The organism is Streptomyces sp. CRCS-T-1, assembly GCF_024442335.1.
In the GTDB taxonomy this organism is placed as follows: domain Bacteria; phylum Actinomycetota; class Actinomycetes; order Streptomycetales; family Streptomycetaceae; genus Streptomyces; species Streptomyces koelreuteriae.
In genome coordinates, this window is the sequence record NZ_CP101651.1 from 5,756,628 (window position 1) to 5,775,464 (window position 18,837).

Annotated in this window: 13 protein-coding genes; 5 read left to right on the forward strand and 8 right to left on the reverse strand. The window is 71.9% G+C overall.

Annotation, left to right across the window (positions count from 1 at the left end):
* Positions 1-150 precede the first annotated feature (150 nt).
* Complete coding sequence (locus tag NNW99_RS26095; RefSeq protein WP_215121544.1) at positions 151-2,088, reverse strand: glycogen debranching N-terminal domain-containing protein; 1,938 nt, start codon at positions 2,086-2,088, stop codon at positions 151-153.
* A gap of 161 nt (positions 2,089-2,249) precedes the next feature.
* Between NNW99_RS26095 and NNW99_RS26100 the strand changes: the two genes are divergently transcribed.
* Complete coding sequence (locus tag NNW99_RS26100) at positions 2,250-3,458, forward strand: RNA-guided endonuclease TnpB family protein (RefSeq protein WP_215121545.1); 1,209 nt, start codon at positions 2,250-2,252, stop codon at positions 3,456-3,458.
* A 13-nt stretch (positions 3,459-3,471) separates the two neighbouring features.
* Here the strand turns inward: NNW99_RS26100 and NNW99_RS26105 are convergent, their stop codons facing one another.
* Positions 3,472-4,884: a trehalase family glycosidase gene (locus tag NNW99_RS26105; RefSeq protein ID WP_215121546.1), complete on the reverse strand. Its 1,413-nt coding sequence runs from the start codon at positions 4,882-4,884 to the stop codon at positions 3,472-3,474.
* A 121-nt stretch (positions 4,885-5,005) separates the two neighbouring features.
* On the opposite strand from NNW99_RS26105, the gene NNW99_RS26110 reads away from it, so the two are divergent.
* The 3 genes from NNW99_RS26110 (at position 5,006) to NNW99_RS26120 (ending at position 11,016) form a co-directional block, all read left to right on the forward strand.
* Entirely contained in the window at positions 5,006-6,244 is a 1,239-nt protein-coding gene (locus NNW99_RS26110) for an ROK family transcriptional regulator (protein ID WP_215121547.1), read from the forward strand.
* A gap of 405 nt (positions 6,245-6,649) precedes the next feature.
* Complete coding sequence (gene ppdK / locus NNW99_RS26115) at positions 6,650-9,397, forward strand: pyruvate, phosphate dikinase (protein ID WP_370869161.1); 2,748 nt, start codon at positions 6,650-6,652, stop codon at positions 9,395-9,397.
* Positions 9,398-9,684: 287 nt separating this feature from the next.
* Entirely contained in the window at positions 9,685-11,016 is a 1,332-nt protein-coding gene (locus NNW99_RS26120) for an erythromycin esterase family protein (RefSeq protein ID WP_215121549.1), read from the forward strand.
* 7 nt (positions 11,017-11,023) lie between these two features.
* Here the strand turns inward: NNW99_RS26120 and NNW99_RS26125 are convergent, their stop codons facing one another.
* From NNW99_RS26125 to NNW99_RS26150, 6 genes are all read right to left on the reverse strand, one after another.
* On the reverse strand, positions 11,024-12,199 hold the full coding sequence (locus NNW99_RS26125; RefSeq protein ID WP_215121550.1) for a serine hydrolase: 1,176 nt from the start codon (positions 12,197-12,199) through the stop codon (positions 11,024-11,026).
* Between the two features lie 14 nt (positions 12,200-12,213).
* On the reverse strand, positions 12,214-12,732 hold the full coding sequence (locus NNW99_RS26130; protein ID WP_215121551.1) for an NUDIX hydrolase: 519 nt from the start codon (positions 12,730-12,732) through the stop codon (positions 12,214-12,216).
* Between the two features lie 91 nt (positions 12,733-12,823).
* Positions 12,824-13,348 (reverse strand): excalibur calcium-binding domain-containing protein, encoded by a 525-nt coding sequence (locus NNW99_RS26135; protein ID WP_251057943.1) that lies wholly within the window; start codon positions 13,346-13,348, stop codon positions 12,824-12,826.
* Between the two features lie 108 nt (positions 13,349-13,456).
* The gene (locus tag NNW99_RS26140) at positions 13,457-14,614 is read right to left on the reverse strand and encodes an alkaline phosphatase PhoX (protein ID WP_215121553.1); all 1,158 of its coding nucleotides are present in this window, start codon (positions 14,612-14,614) and stop codon (positions 13,457-13,459) included.
* Positions 14,615-14,748: 134 nt separating this feature from the next.
* Positions 14,749-16,236, reverse strand: coding sequence for a HAMP domain-containing sensor histidine kinase (locus NNW99_RS26145; RefSeq protein ID WP_215121554.1), 1,488 nt, complete (start codon positions 16,234-16,236; stop codon positions 14,749-14,751).
* Complete coding sequence (locus NNW99_RS26150) at positions 16,233-17,087, reverse strand: response regulator transcription factor (protein WP_215121555.1); 855 nt, start codon at positions 17,085-17,087, stop codon at positions 16,233-16,235. The genes NNW99_RS26145 and NNW99_RS26150 overlap by 4 nt, the downstream gene beginning before the upstream one ends.
* Before the next feature lie 217 nt (positions 17,088-17,304).
* Between NNW99_RS26150 and NNW99_RS26155 the strand changes: the two genes are divergently transcribed.
* Positions 17,305-17,910: a carbonic anhydrase gene (locus tag NNW99_RS26155; protein ID WP_215121556.1), complete on the forward strand. Its 606-nt coding sequence runs from the start codon at positions 17,305-17,307 to the stop codon at positions 17,908-17,910.
* The last annotated feature ends 927 nt before the right edge of the window (positions 17,911-18,837 follow it).

Consider the following 18,837-nt stretch of genomic DNA (forward strand, 5'->3'; position numbering starts at 1 on the left):
GTACGAAACCCGGTGAAGTGGCGGACCCGCGTGGGGGTTCGGGTCCGCCTCAGTTCCGTACGGGGCGCCCACCAGGTGCGTTCAGCCCACCGGGCCAGCGCTCGGCAAACACCCGGCAAACGCCCGGCCAACCGTGCCGCCGGCCGCCCCTCAGACGCCCCCGACCGCCGTGAGCAGCGCCAACGGGGCCGAGGCCGAGCGGGATTCGCGTACGCACGCGTGCGGGTACGGCACCGGCTCCGGGTGAGTGTCGCGGCCGTAGCCCGCGAGGACCTCGGGGAGCCGGTTGCCGGTGGCGGTCGCCGCGTCGACCAGGCCGCGGGCGATCGCGCGGGCCTCGTCGTGCAGTCCGTAGCGGGCCAGGCCCAGCGCGATGAGCGCGTTGTCGTGCGGCCAGACCGAACCGCGGTGGTAGGAGAGCGGATGGAACGCCGGCTGGCCGGAGGCCAGGGTGCGTACGCCCCAGCCGGAGAAGAAGTCGGGTTCGAGGAGGCGCCGGCCGACCTGTTCGCCGTACTCCTTGTCCAGCAGGCCCGACCAGAGCAGATGCCCGGCGTCGGAGGCGAGGGCGTCGACCTGCTTGCCCCGGCCGTCGAGCGCGAGCGCCGGGAAGGAGTGCTCCGCCATCCAGAAGTCGCGCTGGAAACGGTCGCGCAGATCACCGGCCGCCTGTTCCAGGAGGTCGGCGTACGTCCCGTCCTGCCACACCGTGCGCGCGAGCCACGCCGTGCGGCGCAGCGCGTCATAGGCGTAGCCCTGGGCGCCCGCGGCCGTCACCGGGCCGTTGGGGCGGGTGCCCTCGGCGGAGCAGATGGCGCCGGGGGAGTCCTTCCAGTTCTGGTTGGCGAGGCCGCCCTGGTCGGCGCGGTAGACGAGATAGCCGCGCGAGGTCAGGCCGCCGTGGTCCAGCATCCAGCCGACGGCCGCGCGGGCGTGCGACTGGAGACGATGGGCCAGGGCGGTGTCGCCGGTCTGCTCCGTGTAGGCGCCGAGGAGCACGAGGAACAGCGGTGTGGCGTCGACCGAGCCGTAGTAACGGCCGTAGGGGACCTGGCCGAAGTGCGCCAGTTCGCCGTGCCGCACCTCGTGGACGATCTTTCCGGGCTGGGCGACTTCGCTCGCGGCCGCGTCCGTGGCCTGGGTCGCGGCGAGCGCGGGCAGGGTGGCGGCGGCCAGCCGGGGCCGGTAGGGCAGTGCGAACAGCGACGTCAGCAGGGCGTCCCGGCCCAGCAGGGTCAGGAACCAGGGGGCGCCGGCGGCCGGGACGCGCAGTTCCTCGCCGTCCGGGCCCTTCGCCGGGACCTGGAGCACGGCGAGGTCGGCGAGCCCCCGGGAGCAGGCGGCGGCCAGCTCCGGCCAGCCGGTCGGGAAGGCCAGGCCCTCCACGAACTCGCCCTCCCGGGCGCGCAGTCGCTCCCGCACGGCGGCGGGGGAGCGGGGGACGCGCAGGGCCCGCTTCTCGCCGTGCGGACGGGCCATGACGCGCAGGAGCAGCTCGGCGGTGCCGTGCGGCGGCAGCTCCAGGGTCCACACCAGGCGGCGGGCGCCGGTGCCGGTCTCCTCCACGGCGTCCGGCTGGGGCTCGGCCGTCACCGTCGTGCACGAGCGCCACTCGCCGCGCCGGTAGGTGAACTCCACGCCGTGGCCGAGGACCTGGCGGGAGCGGACCGCACCGGCCTTGGTGTAGGTGCGGTGGTCGGAGCGCAGCTCGAACTGGTCGGTGAAGTCGGCGTCGGCGGTGAGCGCGAGGCGGACCGTCGTCGGCGCCGGGCGGTTGCTGGTGATGCGCAGCGACTCCACGAACGAGGCGTCGCCGACGGCCTGTTCACGGAAGAGCGTGTAGGCGGGCGGCTCGTCGCGTCCGCCGCGCGGGACGAGGACGCACGCCGCGGTGTCCCCGTCGGCCACCGGCGTCAGGGTGTCGGGCACGGCCCCGTCCACCGTGAGCTGCCACCGGCTGAGGTGCCGTGCGTCCCGTACGAACATTCCGTCCGGGGCGCTGCCGCCCCGGTAGCCGCTGATGTCGCCGCGGTCACCGACGGCGGCGAACGTCCCGCCGTGCACGAGCAGATGATGCCGGTCGGTCATCGGGTGTTCCCTTCGTGGGTACGCCGGTCTTCAGGCAGGGGAGGAAACGAAGCTCCTGCGGAGCAGGGCAGGGAAGGCCGAATCGCCTTCTGGGCGATTCGGTGTGCGCCGGCTATCGGTCGACGCCCGCCGCTCACACGGAAGCTGATAGAACGTGAGGCGTGACGCAGCAGGTCAAGCGGGCGTTCAAGTACCGCTTCTACCCCACGGACGAGCAGACAGCTGAGCTGTCGCGCACGTTCGGCTGTGTCCGTCTCGTGTACAACAAGGCGTTGGAGGAGCGCACGCAGGCCTGGTACGGCGAGCAACGCCGCATCTCCTACGTGCAGTCGTCCGCCGCGCTGACGGAGTGGAAGAAGTCCGAGGAACTTGCCTTCCTCTCGGAGGTGTCCTCCGTCCCGCTCCAGCAGGCGCTGCGCCACCTTCAGGCGGCGTTCGGGAACTTCTTCGCCAAGCGCGCCAAGTACCCGCGCTACAAGTCCCGGAAGAAGTCCCGGGGGTCGGCCGAGTACACCCGCAGCGCTTTCAAGTGGCGTGACGGGCAGCTCACGCTCGCGAAGATGACCGAGCCCCTGGACATCCACTGGTCGCGCCCTCTGCCTGAAGGGGCGGAGCCGACGACGGTGACCGTGTCCCGCGACAGCGCGGGCCGCTGGTTCGTCTCGATGCTCGTCGAGGACACCATCGCCTCGGCCCCCGCGACCACAGCGGCGATCGGCCTGGACGCCGGGATCACCTCCCTGGTGACCCTGTCCACCGGGGAGAAGATCACCAACCCGAAGCATGAGCGCCGCGACCGCGTCCGACTCGCGAAGGCTCAGCGGGAACTGTCCCGGAAGACGAAGGGCTCTGCGAACCGGGAGAAGGCCCGCCGCCGCGTGGCCCGTATCCATGCGCGGATCGCCGACCGGCGCCGGGACTTCTTGCACAAACTGACCACTCGGCTCGTCCGTGAGAACCAAACGGTCGTGATCGAGGACCTCACCGTCCGCAACCTGCTGAAGAACGGCAAGCTCGCGCGCGCCATCTCCGACGCGGCCTGGACGGACCTGCGCATGATGCTGGAGTACAAGTGCGCCTGGTACGGGCGCGAACTCGTCGTGATCGACCGATGGTTCCCCAGCAGCAAGCTGTGCGGAACCTGCGGCACGGTCCGCGAGAAGCTGCCGCTCAATGTCCGGGAGTGGACGTGCGACTGCGGCACCGTGCATGACCGCGACGTGAACGCGGCGCGCAACATTCTGGCCGCCGGGCTGGCGGCGTCTGCCTGTGGAGACGGTGTAAGACCTCAACGGGAGTCCTCCCGGACGGGGCGGTCGTCGGTGAAGCAGGAAACCCGGCGGGCGACCGCTGGAATCTCCCGCCTCTAGGCGGGGGAGGAAGTCAACCCTGGTCCCCTCCCTTGATCGCCGTGACGCCGTTCCTGTCCCCTGCGGGCCGGTCGTGCAGCAGGTCGAGCGTGAGTGCGGCGGTCCAGCCGAAGCCGGTGGCGCCGCAGGCCTGTGCCGTGTACGGGTCGACGTACTCCGCGAAATCGGAGGCGCCGGCGGTGTGCAGGATGCCCTTGCGCAGGGCGTCGGCCCGGCCGCGCTCGCCGTGCAGCCGCAGACCGCCCTCCAGGAGCCAGTTGGTGTTGATCCAGGCCGGGCCGCGCCAGTAGCGGTGCGGGTCGAAGGCCTCGCCGAGCAGGTCGTAGCTGGGCACCAGGCGGGTGGTGCCGCCGAGGCCGAAGTGCGGGCCGCACATCGTGCGGACCAGGGTGGCGGCGAGATCGCGCGGGAGCGACGGCAGCAGCAGCGGGATCAGCCCGGAGACACCGCGCTCGGGGATCGGCTCCCCGGCGCGCACGTCCCGGCACAGGAACATCCCGGCGGCCGGTTCCCACAGCCGCTCCACCAGGGCCGCCGTCAGCCGCTCGGCGCGGGCCTGCCGGGCCGTCGACGCCGCGCCCAGCTCGTGGGCGATCCGGGCCAGGGCGTACTCGGAGGCGATGAGCAGCGCGTTGAACGCCGGGTCCTCCACGGCGAACTCCCCTGCCCCGTCGGCGTATCCGCGGTCCCGGTAGTCGCTCGCCAGCCGTACGTACCGCCCGTAGTCCAGGTCCGTCGGCCGGTCCTCGGGGGAGCCGTGGTCGAGGTCGGCGCGGCGGAAGGAGCGGGCCGGGGCCGGGGTGACCCGGGACAGCGGGCGGTCCCAGCAGGGGCTGTTGTCCATGCCCTGCTCCCAGGGGTGCACGACGGACACCAGCCCGCCCCCGCCCAGGTCGCGCCGGTGCAGCAGATACCGGTGCCAGGCCGCGAGTCGGGGATACATCCGGGTGAGGAAGCCGCGGGCCCGCGACAGCCCCGGGTCGGCCAGGTGCACCAGCCACACGGCCAGCGCGTGGACCGGTGGTTGCACGATCCCGGAGGTCTGTACGGTGCGCGGGGCGCCCGCGGTACGGCCCGCGGTCGAGGAGCGCCAGAAGTCGGGGCTCGGGAAGTACGCGTCGAGGGGGACGGAGGGGTTGAAGACGATGTGCGGGATCCGCCCGTCCGCCCACTGGGCCGCCAGCAGCGTGTCCAGTTCCGTCTGGGCGCGTAACGGCGAGATGTGCCGCAGGCCGATCGCGATGAACGCCGAGTCCCACGACCACTGGTGGGGATACAGGCTGCGCGAGGGCACGGTGGACGTCCCCGTCCAGCCGGCCTCCAGCACGGCGGCGGCCCTGACCTGCAGGGGTGAGACGGTGCTGGACGGATCGTATGCAACGGTGCGTCCGGTACGACGTAGGGCGCGTTGGGCGGTGCGGTCCACTCGGGGCTCTCCGAAAAGACGTCCGGCCGGCCGGTTCGGCTGCGGCTACCGTGGGGTTACGTCTATTTAACACGCAAAACCCACTATGTAAGGCAAGGTTGAGAAACACAAGGGGGTGTGCATGACCGGACAGCCCGGAAGAACGGGACAGAGGGCGGGGCGAGGAGCGGGCCAGGCCAGCGCCGGCGAACTGCTCGAACTGGTGCGCAGTCGCCGCGCGGTGACCCGGGGCGCGCTCCAGCAGGCGACCGGACTGTCCCGGGCCACCGTCGGGCAGCGGCTCGACCGGCTGTTCCGCGCGGGCTGGCTGCGCGAGGGCGCCGGGGGTCCGGTGGATTCCCCGCTGGGCGGACGCCCCTCCATCACCCTGGAATTCGACGACGAGCACGCGGTGGTCCTGGCCGCCGACCTCGACACCCGGCACGCGCGGGCGGCCGTGCTGTCGCTGAGCGGCGAGATCCTCGCCGAGCACTCCGGCACCCTGGTCGTCGAGGACGGGCCGGACGCCGTGCTCGGCGAACTCGGCCGCTGGTTCGCCGAGCTGCTGGAGAAGGCGGGCTGCCCGGCCGAGTCGGTGTGCGGGGTCGGGCTCGCGGTGCCCGGCCCGGTCGACACCGAGTCCGGCCGTGTCGTCCAGCCGCCGATCATGCCCGGCTGGGACGGCTACGGCATACGGGCCCGGCTGTCCCGGGCCCTCACCGAGCACACCGGCGCCGCCGCCGTGCCCGTGCTGGTGGACAACGACGCCAACCTCATGGCGTACGGCGAACAGCGCACCGGCTATCCCGACTGCTCCGCCTTCGTGCTGGTCAAGGTCTCCACCGGCATCGGCGCCGGGGTCGTGGTGGACGGCTCGGTGTTCCGGGGCATCGACGGCGGCGCCGGGGACATCGGGCACATCCGGGTGCCAGAGGGCGCCCAGGCGCTGTGCCGGTGCGGTTCGTACGGCTGTCTGGCCGCCGTCGCGAGCGGCGGGGCGGTGGCGCGACGGCTGGCGGAGGCCGGGGTGCCGGCGGCCTCCGGCTCGGATGTGCGGGACCTGCTGGCGTCCGGGCACCCCGAGGCGGTCGGTCTCGCCCGGGAGGCCGGGCGCCGGGTCGGGGACGTCCTGGCGACCGTCGTGACCCTGCTGAACCCCGGCGTGCTGATGATCGCCGGGGATCTGGCCGGAACTCCCTTCCTGACAGGGGTGCGCGAACTGCTCTACCAGCGGGCGCTGCCCCGCTCCACGGCTCATCTGGACGTGGTGACCTCACGGCTCGGCGAGCGAGCGGGCCTGGTGGGAGCGGGTGCGATGGTCGTCGAGCACCTGTACGCCCCCGAGCGGGTCGAGGAGCGGCTGCGGGCGCTCGGCGTGTGACAAGGACATTTCGCCCCCGCTACCCGTCCGCATGGTGAAATCCGGCGGGCTGTGGCAGCGTGATTCTCGCCACCTCTGATAAGGGTTGCGCTCAGATGAGCGGATCATGAGCGGCTGCACTTCTCCAAAGGGTGGCACTGAGTGCCACGCTTTGATCGTTCATCGATCGAACTCAAGCGTGGCGAACGCCGCTCAGATGAGCGCTCAGAAGGGCATGGACAGGTTCTTGCGTTCAAGAAGTGAACACATGCGGCTGTGATTGCTTGCCAAGCCTTGACTTTCGATCCGCTGGCGGACGAGTGGTTACAGGCGCATGACGCGCGCATGGACGTACCCAGACGCCTTCGATCTGGGTATGTTCCTCGCCGTCAGGGCAGCCACCGCGTCCTCGAGGAGTCGAGACCCGTGTCGGAAAACAAAGATCTCCCGGTAGCCGAGCAGGCCGCGAGCGTTGAGGGCGTGAAGTTCGTTTACGACTTCACCGAGGGCAACAAGGACCTCAAGGACCTCCTCGGCGGCAAGGGCGCGAACCTTGCCGAGATGACGAACCTGGGCCTGCCGGTCCCTCCCGGCTTCACGATCACCACCGAGGCCTGCAAGGTCTACCTCGACAGCGGCGAGGAGCCGGCGGCACTGCGTGACGAGGTGAGTGCGCACCTCGACGCCCTAGAGGCCCGCATGGGCAAGAAGCTCGGCCAGGCGGACGACCCGCTGCTGGTGTCGGTGCGCTCCGGTGCCAAGTTCTCCATGCCCGGCATGATGGACACCGTCCTCAACATCGGCCTCTCCGACAAGTCGGTGCAGGGCCTCGCCAAGCAGGCCGGCGACGACCGGTTCGCCTGGGACTCCTACCGCCGCCTCATCCAGATGTTCGGCAAGACCGTCCTCGGCGTCGACGGGGAGCTCTTCGAGGACGCGCTGGAGGCGGCGAAGGCGGCCAAGAAGGTCACGGTCGACACCGAGCTGGAGGCGTCCGACCTCAAGAAGCTCGTCACCAAGTTCAAGAAGATCGTCAAGACCGAGGCCGGCCGGGACTTCCCGCAGAGCCCGCGCGAGCAGATGGACCTCGCCATCCACGCGGTCTTCGACTCCTGGAACACCGACCGCGCCAAGCTCTACCGCCGCCAGGAGCGCATCCCGCACGACCTGGGCACGGCCGTCAACGTCTGTTCCATGGTCTTCGGCAACCTCGGCCCCGACTCCGGCACCGGCGTCGCCTTCACCCGCGACCCCGCCTCCGGCCACCAGGGCGTCTACGGCGACTACCTGCAGAACGCGCAGGGCGAGGACGTCGTCGCGGGCATCCGCAACACCGTGCCGCTCGCCGATCTGGAGCAGATCGACAAGAAGTCGTACGACCAGCTGATGCAGATCATGGAGACGCTGGAGAACCACTACAAGGATCTCTGCGACATCGAGTTCACGATCGAGCGCGGTGTGCTGTGGATGCTCCAGACCCGCGTCGGCAAGCGCACCGCGGGCGCGGCCTTCCGTATCGCCACCCAGCTCGTGGACCAGGGTCTGATCGACGAGGCCGAGGCGCTCACCCGCGTCAACGGCGCCCAGCTCGCGCAGCTGATGTTCCCGCGCTTCGACGAGGACGCCAAGGTCTCGCAGGTCGGCCGGGGCATCGCGGCCTCGCCGGGCGCGGCGGTCGGCAAGGCGGTCTTCGACTCCTACACCGCCGTGAAGTGGTCGCGTTCGGGCGAGAAGGTCATCCTCATCCGCCGCGAGACCAACCCCGACGACCTGGACGGCATGATCGCCGCCGAGGGCATCCTGACCTCGCGCGGCGGCAAGACCTCCCACGCGGCCGTCGTCGCGCGCGGCATGGGCAAGACCTGTGTCTGCGGCGCCGAGGAGCTGGAGGTCGACACCAAGCGCCGCCGGATGACCGTCCCGGGCGGGCACGTCGTCGAGGAGGGAGACGTCGTCTCCATCGACGGTTCCTCCGGCAAGGTCTACCTCGGTGAGGTGCCGGTCGTGCCCTCGCCGGTCGTGGAGTACTTCGAGGGCCGGATGCACCCGGGCGCCGACGACGCCGACGAGCTGGTCGAGGCCGTGCACCGCATGATGGCCTTCGCCGACCGCAAGCGCCGGCTGCGGGTGCGCGCCAACGCGGACAACGCCGAGGACGCGCTGCGCGCCCGCCGCTTCGGTGCCCAGGGCATCGGCCTGTGCCGCACCGAGCACATGTTCCTCGGCGACCGGCGCGAGCTGGTGGAGCGGCTGATCCTCGCCGACACCCAGGCCGAGCGCGAGGAGTCCCTCAAGGAGCTGCTCCCGCTCCAGAAGCAGGACTTCGTCCAGCTCTTCGAGTCGATGGACGGCCTGCCGGTCACCATCCGCCTGCTGGACCCGCCGCTGCACGAGTTCCTGCCCGACATCACGGAACTCTCCGTCCGTGTCGCCCTCGCGGAGTCCCGCCAGGAGCCGCACGAGAACGAACTCCGCCTGCTCCAGGCCGTTCACCGCCTGCACGAGCAGAACCCGATGCTGGGTCTGCGCGGCGTCCGTCTCGGCCTGGTCATCCCCGGCCTGTTCACCATGCAGGTCCGGGCGATCGCCGAGGCCGCGGCCGAGCGCAAGGCCGCCAAGGGCGACCCGCGCGCCGAGATCATGATCCCGCTCGTCGGCACGGTGCAGGAGCTGGAGATCGTGCGCGAGGAGGCCGACCAGGTCATCGCCGAGGTGGAGGCGGCCTCGGGCGCGCAGCTCAAGCTGTCCATCGGCACGATGATCGAGCTGCCGCGCGCCGCCCTGACCGCCGGTCAGATCGCCGAGGCCGCGCAGTTCTTCTCCTTCGGCACGAACGACCTGACCCAGACGGTGTGGGGCTTCAGCCGGGACGACGTGGAGGCCTCGTTCTTCACGGCGTACCTGGAGAAGGGCATCTTCGGCGTCTCCCCCTTCGAGACGATCGACAAGGACGGCGTCGGCTCCCTGGTCAAGCTCGCCGCCAAGGCCGGCCGCGAGACCCGCCCCGACCTCAAGCTCGGCGTCTGCGGCGAGCACGGCGGCGACCCGGAGTCGGTCCACTTCTTCCACGAGGTCGGACTCGACTACGTCTCCTGCTCCCCGTTCCGCATCCCGGTGGCCCGCCTGGAGGCCGGCCGCGCGGCGGTCCAGTCCCAGGGCAGCGACCACCGCTGACCCACCGGCCCTCACGGGCCCCCAGATCCCGGAGCCGTCGACGGTCCCCGACCACACCGATCGCGGCGGCTCCGGACTACGGAGGAGACAGGGGGCGGCACCTTGTGCGGAGGGTGCCGCCCCCTTGAGCTGTCGGCGCTTCCGACCGGCCTTTGCGAGACATTCGGGCATGGACAAGAAACCCGGCACATTGAGGAAACGCTCACGGGCGCGTGCGCGGGCTCCCGTTCGGGTGAATGGCCGGGGCTGCCGCGGCACGGCTGATCCGGGTAGGGCACGTATGCGGTATGTCGTGCCTGCGTCCATGGACCTTCGTCGTTCTCGCGGTGTCGCTCCTCGTGCCGACTCCCGCGGCCACCGCTGCCGAGGACCCCGTGGTGCCGGCTCTGGAGCGGGCCGCGAGCCCTCTGCGTACCGCCGAGCCCGGCGGGGACGTCGGTGACCTCCGGCCGGTCGGCAGGGCGGTCGGGGACGCGGTCGTGGTGGGGATGGGGGAGGCGGCGCACGGGTCGCACGAGTTTCTCGCGGTCAAGGACCGCGTCTTCCGGTATCTGGTGGAGAGCCGGGGCTTTCGGACCTTCGCGCTGGAGACGGCCTGGAGCACCGGGGTGCGCCTCGACGACTACGTGGTGCACGGCAAGGGGGACCCCGAGCGCATCATGCGGGAGGACTTCCAGTACACGTACGTGCTGAACAACACCGCCGAGAACCTGGCACTGGTGCGGTGGATGCGGGCGTACAACCGCCGGCATCCGCAGGACCCGGTGCGGTTCATGGGTGACGACTGGGGCTACACGGGGCCCGAGCTGTACGACCGGGTGACGGCCTACGTGGGACGGGTCCGGCCGGATCTCGCACCGCGGTTCGAGGAGCTCTACCGGGGGCTGCGCCCGACCGTCCCCTCCGGCGAGTACCAGAAGGCGTATCTCGCCCGCCCGCTCGCCGAACGGCAGGACATGGCCTCCCGGACCGGACGCGCCCTGGACCTGCTGGAGTCACTGGCCCCGCGCGGAGCGGTCGCGCCGCGAGAGTTCGCCGAGGTGTCGCGGCACGCCACGGTGATCGACCAGACGGCCACCGGCTACGGCTTCGACTTCGCGGATCCGCGGCAGGTCGCCGAGGCCATGCGGTGGCGGGACGAGGTGATGGCGGACAACGTCGTCTGGTGGCGCGAGCACACCGGGCACCGGATCCTGCTGGCGGGCCACAACAACCACATCGGCTACGAACCGGAGGACCCGAAGGTCCTGCCCAGGACGCAGGGGGCGTTCCTGCGCGACCGGCTCGGCAGCCGCTATGCGAGCGTCGGACTCACCTTCGGCCAGGGCTCGTTCAGGGCCACCGACCCGGAGGAGGTGCACATGCTCACCCACACGGTCGGCCCGCCGCGGACCGGCAGCAACGAGCACACGCTGGACCGGGTGCGGTACGACCGCTACGTCCTGGACCTGCGGACCGCCCCGGGAGCGGCCCGCTCCTGGCTCGCCGTGGCCCGGCCCACGCGCAGTGTCGGTACCGCCTACCCGGAGGAGCGGAACTGGTTCGACCTCGCGCTGGGCCGCTGCTTCGACGTGCTGATCCATCAGGACCGGGTGCGGGACGTGGACCTGCTGTCCTGAGGGGCGGTCACCGTCGGCACAACATCCGGTCGATGAGCCCCTGCAGGGCCTTCTCGGCGGTGAGGAGCTGGGTGTCGTCCGTGGTGCGGCCGTTGACCGTGACGACCACCGACCGTCTTCCGTCGGCGGTGAAGCCCGTTCTGACGAACGTGCCTTCGAGGTCGCCGTGGTGGCCCCAGCGGCTGCCGCCGCACGGCAACGGCTGCCGCATCAGGCCGAGGCCGTAACGCAGTCCGGGCGTGAACCTCTGGTGCTCCTCATTGCTCGGGACGGTGGTGCGCATCGCGGCGAGTTCCCGGGGCGGCAGCAGTTCGCCGGTGAGCAGGGCCGTGAAGAACCGGTCCAGGTCGCGGGAGGTGGAGACCAGCGCGCCTGCGGTACCGGCCCACGCCATGTTCCGGACGGTGGTGTCGGTGTAGCGGGCGGATCCGGCGAACCGGTGGTAGGTGTGGGCGTACGGCTTCGGCAGGGAGGGGTCGTCTCCCGGGACGCGGGTGCCGCGCAGCCCCAGCCGGCGGACGATCCGGTCCTCCACCTCCTCGGCCCAGGGACGTCCCGTGACCTTCTCGATGACGGCGCCCAGGAGGTGGTAGCCGGTGTTGGAGTAGTTCCAGCGGGGCTCGGGGTCGGCGGGGTCGGCAGGGGGGAAGTCCGGGGCGTGCCGCAGCGCGGCGGCGACGAGGCGTTCGGTGGCGATGTGGTCGAAGCGCCTGCGCTCGAACTCCGGGGCCGTACGGCCGGTCAGCTCGGTGGAGTCGTAGTCGTGCAGGCCGCTGGTGTGCTGGAGCAGGTGTCTGATGGTGATGCGGCTGCCGTCGTTGCCGTGTCCCTGGACCAGGCCGGGCAGCCATCGTTCCACCGTGTCGTGCGGGGACAGCCGGCGCTCGGCGGCCAGTTGCAGCACGGTCGCGGCCACGAAGGACTTCGTGACGCTGGCGGCCCGGAAGTGCGCACCGTTCGGCACGGGCCGGCCGGTGCCGAGGGCGGCCTCGCCGGCGCTTGCCTCGACGGTGTGCCGGCCCTCCCGGACGCGGACATGGACGCTGACCGCCCGGGTGGATTCCAGGGCTCCGGTCGCCTCCTGCCGCAACCGGTCCGGCGGGAGAGGCGTGCCGGCCGGGGACGAGGGCGTGCCGAGGGGGCCCAAGGAGAGCGCGAGAGCAGCCAGGACGACTGCTGCCATGCGGTGCCGCGCGCTCACTGGGGCAGGCCTTCCCGCAGGCATACGGCCGTGCCGGTCAGTGCGGCGGTGTGCAGGGCGGTCAGGGTCTCCGGCTGGTTCGTCAGCGGGGTGGACTCCAGGTCGGCGAGGGCGAACAGGCCGTCGTCGTCGTGCTCCGTGCTGCGCGTGAGCGACAGCTCGGCCGGGAGGCGGCCGCCGTGGAAGTAGAAGTCGATCACAGGGCCCGTGCCGTTCACGTCGGCCCGGTGGTCGTAGCCGATGAGCCGGGGGTCCAGGTCGAGGACGATTCCGGTCTCCTCGTACAGCTCCCGGAGCGCGGCACCGAGGGGGTCCTCTCCGTGGTCGAGCATGCCGCCCGGCAGCCCCCAGAGCCCGGCAGCGGGCTGGTGCCCGGCGTAGCGCAGCAGCAGGATGCGGTCCTCGGCGTCGAGGAGCAGGACGCAGGACGCGACGATGGTCTGCGGCAGTGTCTTGACCCACTCGTCGCGCGGCAGCACGGGCTGGGCGTCGGGGGAGGGCACGGTCGTGTCCACGGTGATGTTCCTTCCGTCGGCCGGGCAGCCCGTACGAGCTGCCCCACCGGAGGAACGGCCGGACGCACCGATGGTCACCGGCCCGCCGGGGTCACGTGTCGCAGGCGACCCCGTCGTTGTCACGGTCCAGGTGGGAGGCGTACCCCGGCTCACCACGGCTGATGGGGGCGGCACCGGCGGCCCGGACGGCGCTGCAGTTGGCGTAGTAGACGTCCGTGCCGCCGGAGCCGGAGCCGGAGCCGGAGCCGCTGCCGCCCGAGCCGCTGTCGTGGGAGCCGCCGCCCGACGCCGGCCGGGCGGTGACCGTGGTGGTGGCCCGGACGGTCTTGGTGGCGGTGACCGTGGGCGCGGGTTCCGGCTTCTTCGCGGCCGGTGTGGCGGTGGTCGTGGCCGTCGCGGTGACCGTGACGGTCGGCTGCGGCTTGGCGGCCGCGGGCTTCGCGTCGGTGGTGGTCTCCCCGCCGCCCGCGCCGATGCCCGCGCCTATGAACAGGGCCAGCCCGAGGGCGGGCAGCACGTAGCGCTTCCTGGCCCAGCGGGGCGCCGGGCGGCCGGGCCGCGGCGTGGGCGGTGCGGGATACGGGCCGTTGTGCGGATTGACGTACGGATTGGTCATGGTCATCCCCCCAGAGGTGGTACGTGAGGGGATGACCGTAGGACCGGGAGGCCCTCGATGAGGGTGAGGTGACCAACTTGTGATGGTTGTGTGAAGTCGATGGGGTGTCTACGAGCGGAACGGGCCCTTCACCTCGTAGGTGATGCCTCCCGACGAGCTGCCGCTCGTGCCGCGCTGGCTGGAGAAGTACAGGCGGGTGCCGTCCGGGGAGAACGCCGGGCCCGTGATCTCCGAGCCCGACTGGCCGTCGACGCGCAGGAACGGGGCGACGATGTCGTCCGGGGTGATGACGCAGATCTCCATAGTGCCGCCGTCCTCGGCGACGAAGAGGTCACCGGAGGAGGCGCCGGTGATGTTGTCGACGCCGGTGAGGGGAGCCGTGCCGCTCACGAGGGAGTCGTCGTAGGCCAGTTCGTATGTGTTGTTCAGCAGGTTGAGCTGCCAGACGCGGTTGTCGCCCTTGGTCGTGAACCAGACGGTGTTGTCCGCGTAGTGGCAGCCCTCGCCGCCGTTGAAGGACTTGGAGCCGGAGACCTGGGAGCGGGTGGCGGTGGGGGAGCCGTCCGGGTCGGGGACGTCGGCCCAGGTGAAGGAGCCGCTCGTGGCGCTGCCCGCGACCATGACCTGGAGCGTGCCGGACGACAGGGTGCCCCAAGCGGCCGGGACGAAGCGGTAGAAGCGGCCGTTGGTCTCGTCCTCGGTCAGGTAGATCACCTTGCGCACCGGGTCGGCGGCCGCCGCCTCGTGCTTGAAGCGGCCCATGGCGTCCCGGCGCACCGCCGCGTTCACGCCCCAGGGGTCCGTCTCGTAGACGTAGCCCCGGTCCACCTCCTCGCAGGACAGCCAGGTGTTCCACGGCGTCCTGCCGCCCGCGCAGTTCTGGCGGGTTCCGGACAGGACGCGGTACGCGCCCGTGATCGCGCCCGCCGACGAGAACTTCACCGCACTCGCGCCGCCCGACGGGTTGATCTCGGAGTTGGAGACATAGATCCAGCCCGTGCCGTCGGCGTAACAGGCGCCGCCGTCCGGGGCGTTGTGCCAGGTGTACGAGGTGCTCCCGACCCGCTGGCCGGAGCGGGCGATCACGCGGCTGGTGAAGCCGCTCGGGAGTCTGATGCCGTTGGCGTCCGGGGAACCCGGCGCCCCGTAGGGGCCGGGGCCGGGCTGGGCCGGGGCCGCGTGGGCGGCGCCGCGCCACAGGGTTCCGCCCAACGCGGCCGAAGCGCCGCCGATGACGGCCGCACGCAGGAGGCTACGACGTTCCACTCTCACTCCAGGAGGTGCCGTACCGCCCTGCCGACGGTCGACGGCAGGGTCGTGCGTGGGAGAGCGGAAGGGAGGCTATGGGAGCCGGGTTGACGGAGCATGGACAACGCGTGGCCGTGGGGCGGCATGCCTTCTCACGCCGGCAGCGCCGGTGCCTCCCGTCTCGGCCTCCTGGAGCGGTCGCCGCCCGGACCGGGCCCCTCGGCCGGCGGGCGTACGGACGGCAGCCGGATCACCACGTCCAGGCCACCCGTCGCCGCCGCGTGCAGGGTCGCCTCGCCGCCGCTGGCGTGGGCGAGCCGCTGCACCAGGGCGAGACCGAGCCCCGTACCGCCCTTCGGAGCGCCCGGCGCGCGCCAGAAGCGGTCGAAGGCGCGGGCGCGCTGCTCCTCCGTCATGCCCGGGCCCTCATCGGTGACATGCAGGTCGACCCAGCGGGGGCGGCTGTCCCGCAGGGCCCGGCGGGAGGGGGCCTGCAGACGCAGCTCGATGGTGACGGTGCTGCCGGACGGGGACGCCCGCAGCGCGTTGGAGAGCAGGTTGTCCATGATCTGCTCCACCGCTCCCGGCACCGCGAGGACCGGGCCCACGCTCCCCGCGAAGAGCACGAGGGAGACGTCCTCCCGCGCGAACAGGGGCTGCCAGGTGCGGTGCCGTTCCGTGCAGAGCGCGCCCAGGTCGACGGCGGCGGGGATGGCCGCGTGCTCCTCCAGCCGGGCCATCGCCAGCAGGTGCTCGACCATCCGGGCGAGCCGGTCCGTCTCCGTGAGGGCGGCGGTGAGGCTGCCCCGGGCCCGGGCGGCGATGTCCGGCTCCAGGTTCTCCAGACGCAGCCGCAGCGCCGCCAGCGGCGTCTTCAGCTGATGCGACGCCTCGCCCGCGAACGCCCGCTGGGAGGCCAGCAGATGCGCGAACCGGGCCGCGGTGTGGTTGAACGCCGCGGCCAGACTCCGCACTTCCGGCGGGCCCTTCGTGATCGTCACCGGGGTGAACCGGCCACCGCCCTCGGCCAACTCGTGCGTCGCCAGCTCCAGTTCGCGGATGGGGCGCCCCATCCAGCGGGCGAAGGCGAAACCGACCAGGGTGACCGCCGTCAGCACGGCGAAACCGCCCAGGGCGAGCAGCAGCCACACATGGTGGACGCGCTCGTGCACCATGCGCGTGGGCACCGTCAGCCACACCGCGCCCACCGGCCGCGCCTCCTGGCCGACCGGCGCCGCCACCGACAGATACTCGACGCCGCCGATGGTGGAGGTGCGGACGTCCACCGTCGAGGTGCCTCGCAAGGCTGCCGCGATGCCCGGCCGAGCGGCCAGATTGCCGGACATCGCGGGGTCCCTGGGGTGGGAGGTGGCGAGTGAGGCGCCCGAGGCGTCGACGATCACCACCTTCCCGCCGATGCGCTGCGCGCAGTGCGTCACCCGCGCGGGCAGGTCCCGCTCGCCCCGGCCCTCCGCGAGGGACAGCGCCGCGTACGCGGAGACCGACTCGGCCTCGTCCTTCGCCGCGTTGACCACCCGCTCCCGCTCGCCGCGCGAGTAGACGAAGCCCAGCGGGATCTCCAGGCAGAGCAGCACCAGCGCGGCGAGGCTGAGGTAGCTGAGCAGCAGCCGGCGAGTCACGGAGAGGCCACCCGCGCGGCGCCCGGCCCGGTGTGCACGGACAGCCGGAAGCCGACGCCCCGCAGGGTCCGGATCCACGCCGGGTGCCCCAACTTGCGCCGCAGCGCGGCCACATGGACGTCCAGCGTCTTGGTCGGGCCGTCGTAGTGCGGGTCCCAGACGCGGTCCAGGATCTGCTGGCGCGAGTAGACCGCGCCCGGGTCCTCGCTGAGGAGCGCCAGCAGGTCGAACTCCTTGGGGGTGAGCAGGACGGGCGCCTCGCCGACCCAGACCTGACGGGTACGGCGGTCCACCACGAGCGGGCCCGGGTCGTGCGGGGGGTCGGGGGCGGGGTCGTACGAGGCCGCGGGGGCTTCGTAGGACATGGGTGAGGCCGGTTCGTACGGGGGTGGGCTTGTGGGGGTGGGGTCGTACGCGGGCTGGGGCTGTTGCTGGGGCTGCGTATCAGGGGTGCCCGGTGGTGCGGCCGGTGCCTCGGGGAACGCCTGGTGGGTGCGTTGCGTGCGCCGGGTCACCGCGCGGACCCGGGCCACCAGCTCTCGTACGCTGAAAGGTTTCGCCAGGTAGTCGTCGGCGCCCAGTTCCAGGCCCAGTACGCGGTCGGCCTCCTCGCCGCGGGCGCTGAGGATGACGATGGGGACGTCCGAGACCTGCCGGATGCCCCGGCAGACGTCGATGCCGTCCATGTCGGGCAGTCCCAGGTCGAGCAGGACGACGTCGTTGTACGGGCCTCTCAGCCCGTCCGTGCCCGTGGCGACGTGATCGACCGTCAGTCCGAAGTGGCCGAGCCCCTCGGTGAGCGGCTCGGCGATCGTCTCGTCGTCCTCGATGAGCAGCACTCGTATGCCCATACGTCCTGTCTCTCCGTGAGCCGGCATGAATCCGGGCAGCGTGAATTCGCATTCTCTGCCCTGGAGTTCACACGCTACAAGACGACCGTTCGTCTGTATATGCGGGACAAAGAATGTTCAATTCCTGTCCGGGGGCTGGAGTTCGCTTAACCTTCCTCTGTAGGTCGGCCGTCTACGGTGGGGTGCAGAGAAAGAAACCCCAGCTCAGGAGGCGGCATTGAAGACACTTCTCGATCGGGCCCGTACGTTCAGGACGCGCGTCGATTTCGACAGCGGCGAATACCGGAAACTGGCCGAAGGGCAATATCCGGAGGTGTTGTTCATCACCTGCTCGGATTCTCGGGTCATACCCGCGCTGATCACCGGCGCGCGCCCTGGTGAGATATTCGAGCTGCGCAACGCGGGCAATATCGTGCCGCCTTACGGGCGGCCCGGGGCCTCCGGCGAGGCGGCCACCATCGAGTACGCACTGGAGGTGCTCGGGGTTCAGGACATCGTGGTGTGCGGTCACTCACACTGCGGTGCGATGGGCGCGCTGAAGTCCGGCGACGACCTGTCCGGGCTGCCCGGCGTCGACGCCTGGCTCCGCATCGCCCGCCCGGAGCTGACCTCCGTACTGGAGACCGCCCCGGACGACCCGTCCCTGCCGGAGGTGTCCCAGGGCAACGTCGCCAACCAGCTCAGCGCGCTGCGGAGTTACCCGGTCGTACGGCAACGCCTCGACTCGGGCCGGCTGCGGCTGCACGGCTGGTACTACGAGGTCGACACCGGGTTCGTGTACGAACGCGGCGACGACGGCATGTTCCGGGTGCATGCCGCGTGAGCGGGGCACATGCGCGGGGCCGGGGTGCCGCCGCACGGGGTGCTGCCGCACGGGGTGGCCGGGGGGCCGACCCGGGGGCGGGGGGAGGCATGGCGGACCCGGGAGCGGCCGGGGTCGAGGGGGGTGTCTCGGACTGGGGGGCGAATGGTTCGGGGCAGGACACGGGGGGTTGGCGGTCGGCGGGGTCCGGGGGGAGCGTCGCTGACTGGGGGGCGGGCGGTTCGACGGGGGGTGCTGAGGGCTGGGGGGCGAGCGGTCCCGGGGAGGGGACGGGGAGTTGGGGGTCGGTCGGGTCTTCCGAGGGCGTGGCTGATTGGGGGGCCGACGGTCGTTCGGAGGGTGGCACCGGCTGGCGGGACGAGGGTCGATCGGAGGGTGGGATCGGCAGGGGGGCGAGCGGTCTGGCGGCGGGGGGTGCTGCGGACTGGGGGCCGGGCAGTCCCGGGGAGGGCACGGGGAGTTGGGGGTCGGTCGGGTCTTCGGAGGGCGTCGCTGATTGGGGGGCCGACGGTCGTTCGGAGGGTGGCACGGGCTGGGGGGCGGGTGGTCACGGGGAGGGCACCGGGCGTTGGGGGGCGGCCGGGGCTTCGGGTGCTGTCGCCGACTGGGGGGCGGGCGGTCGTTCCGAGGGGGGAGGCGACTGGCGGTCGGGTGGCTCCGGAGGGGGTGACTGGCGGTCCGGTGGCTCCGGAGGGGGTGTCGAGGGCTGGCGCGACGGTGCGCTGGGCGGGCCTTCGGGAGGCGCTGCGGGGGAGCCCGGGGGCCGTCCGGGGGGTGGCTCTGCCGGAGGCCCGCTGGGGGGCGGTCCTGTCGGAGGCCCGGCATCGGGTGGTCTCGGCGCAGGCCCGGCAGGGCGCGGTCCTGGTGTAGGACCGGGGGCCGGTGAGCCTCCCGGCGGACCGGCATTACACGGTTCCGCCGCAGGCC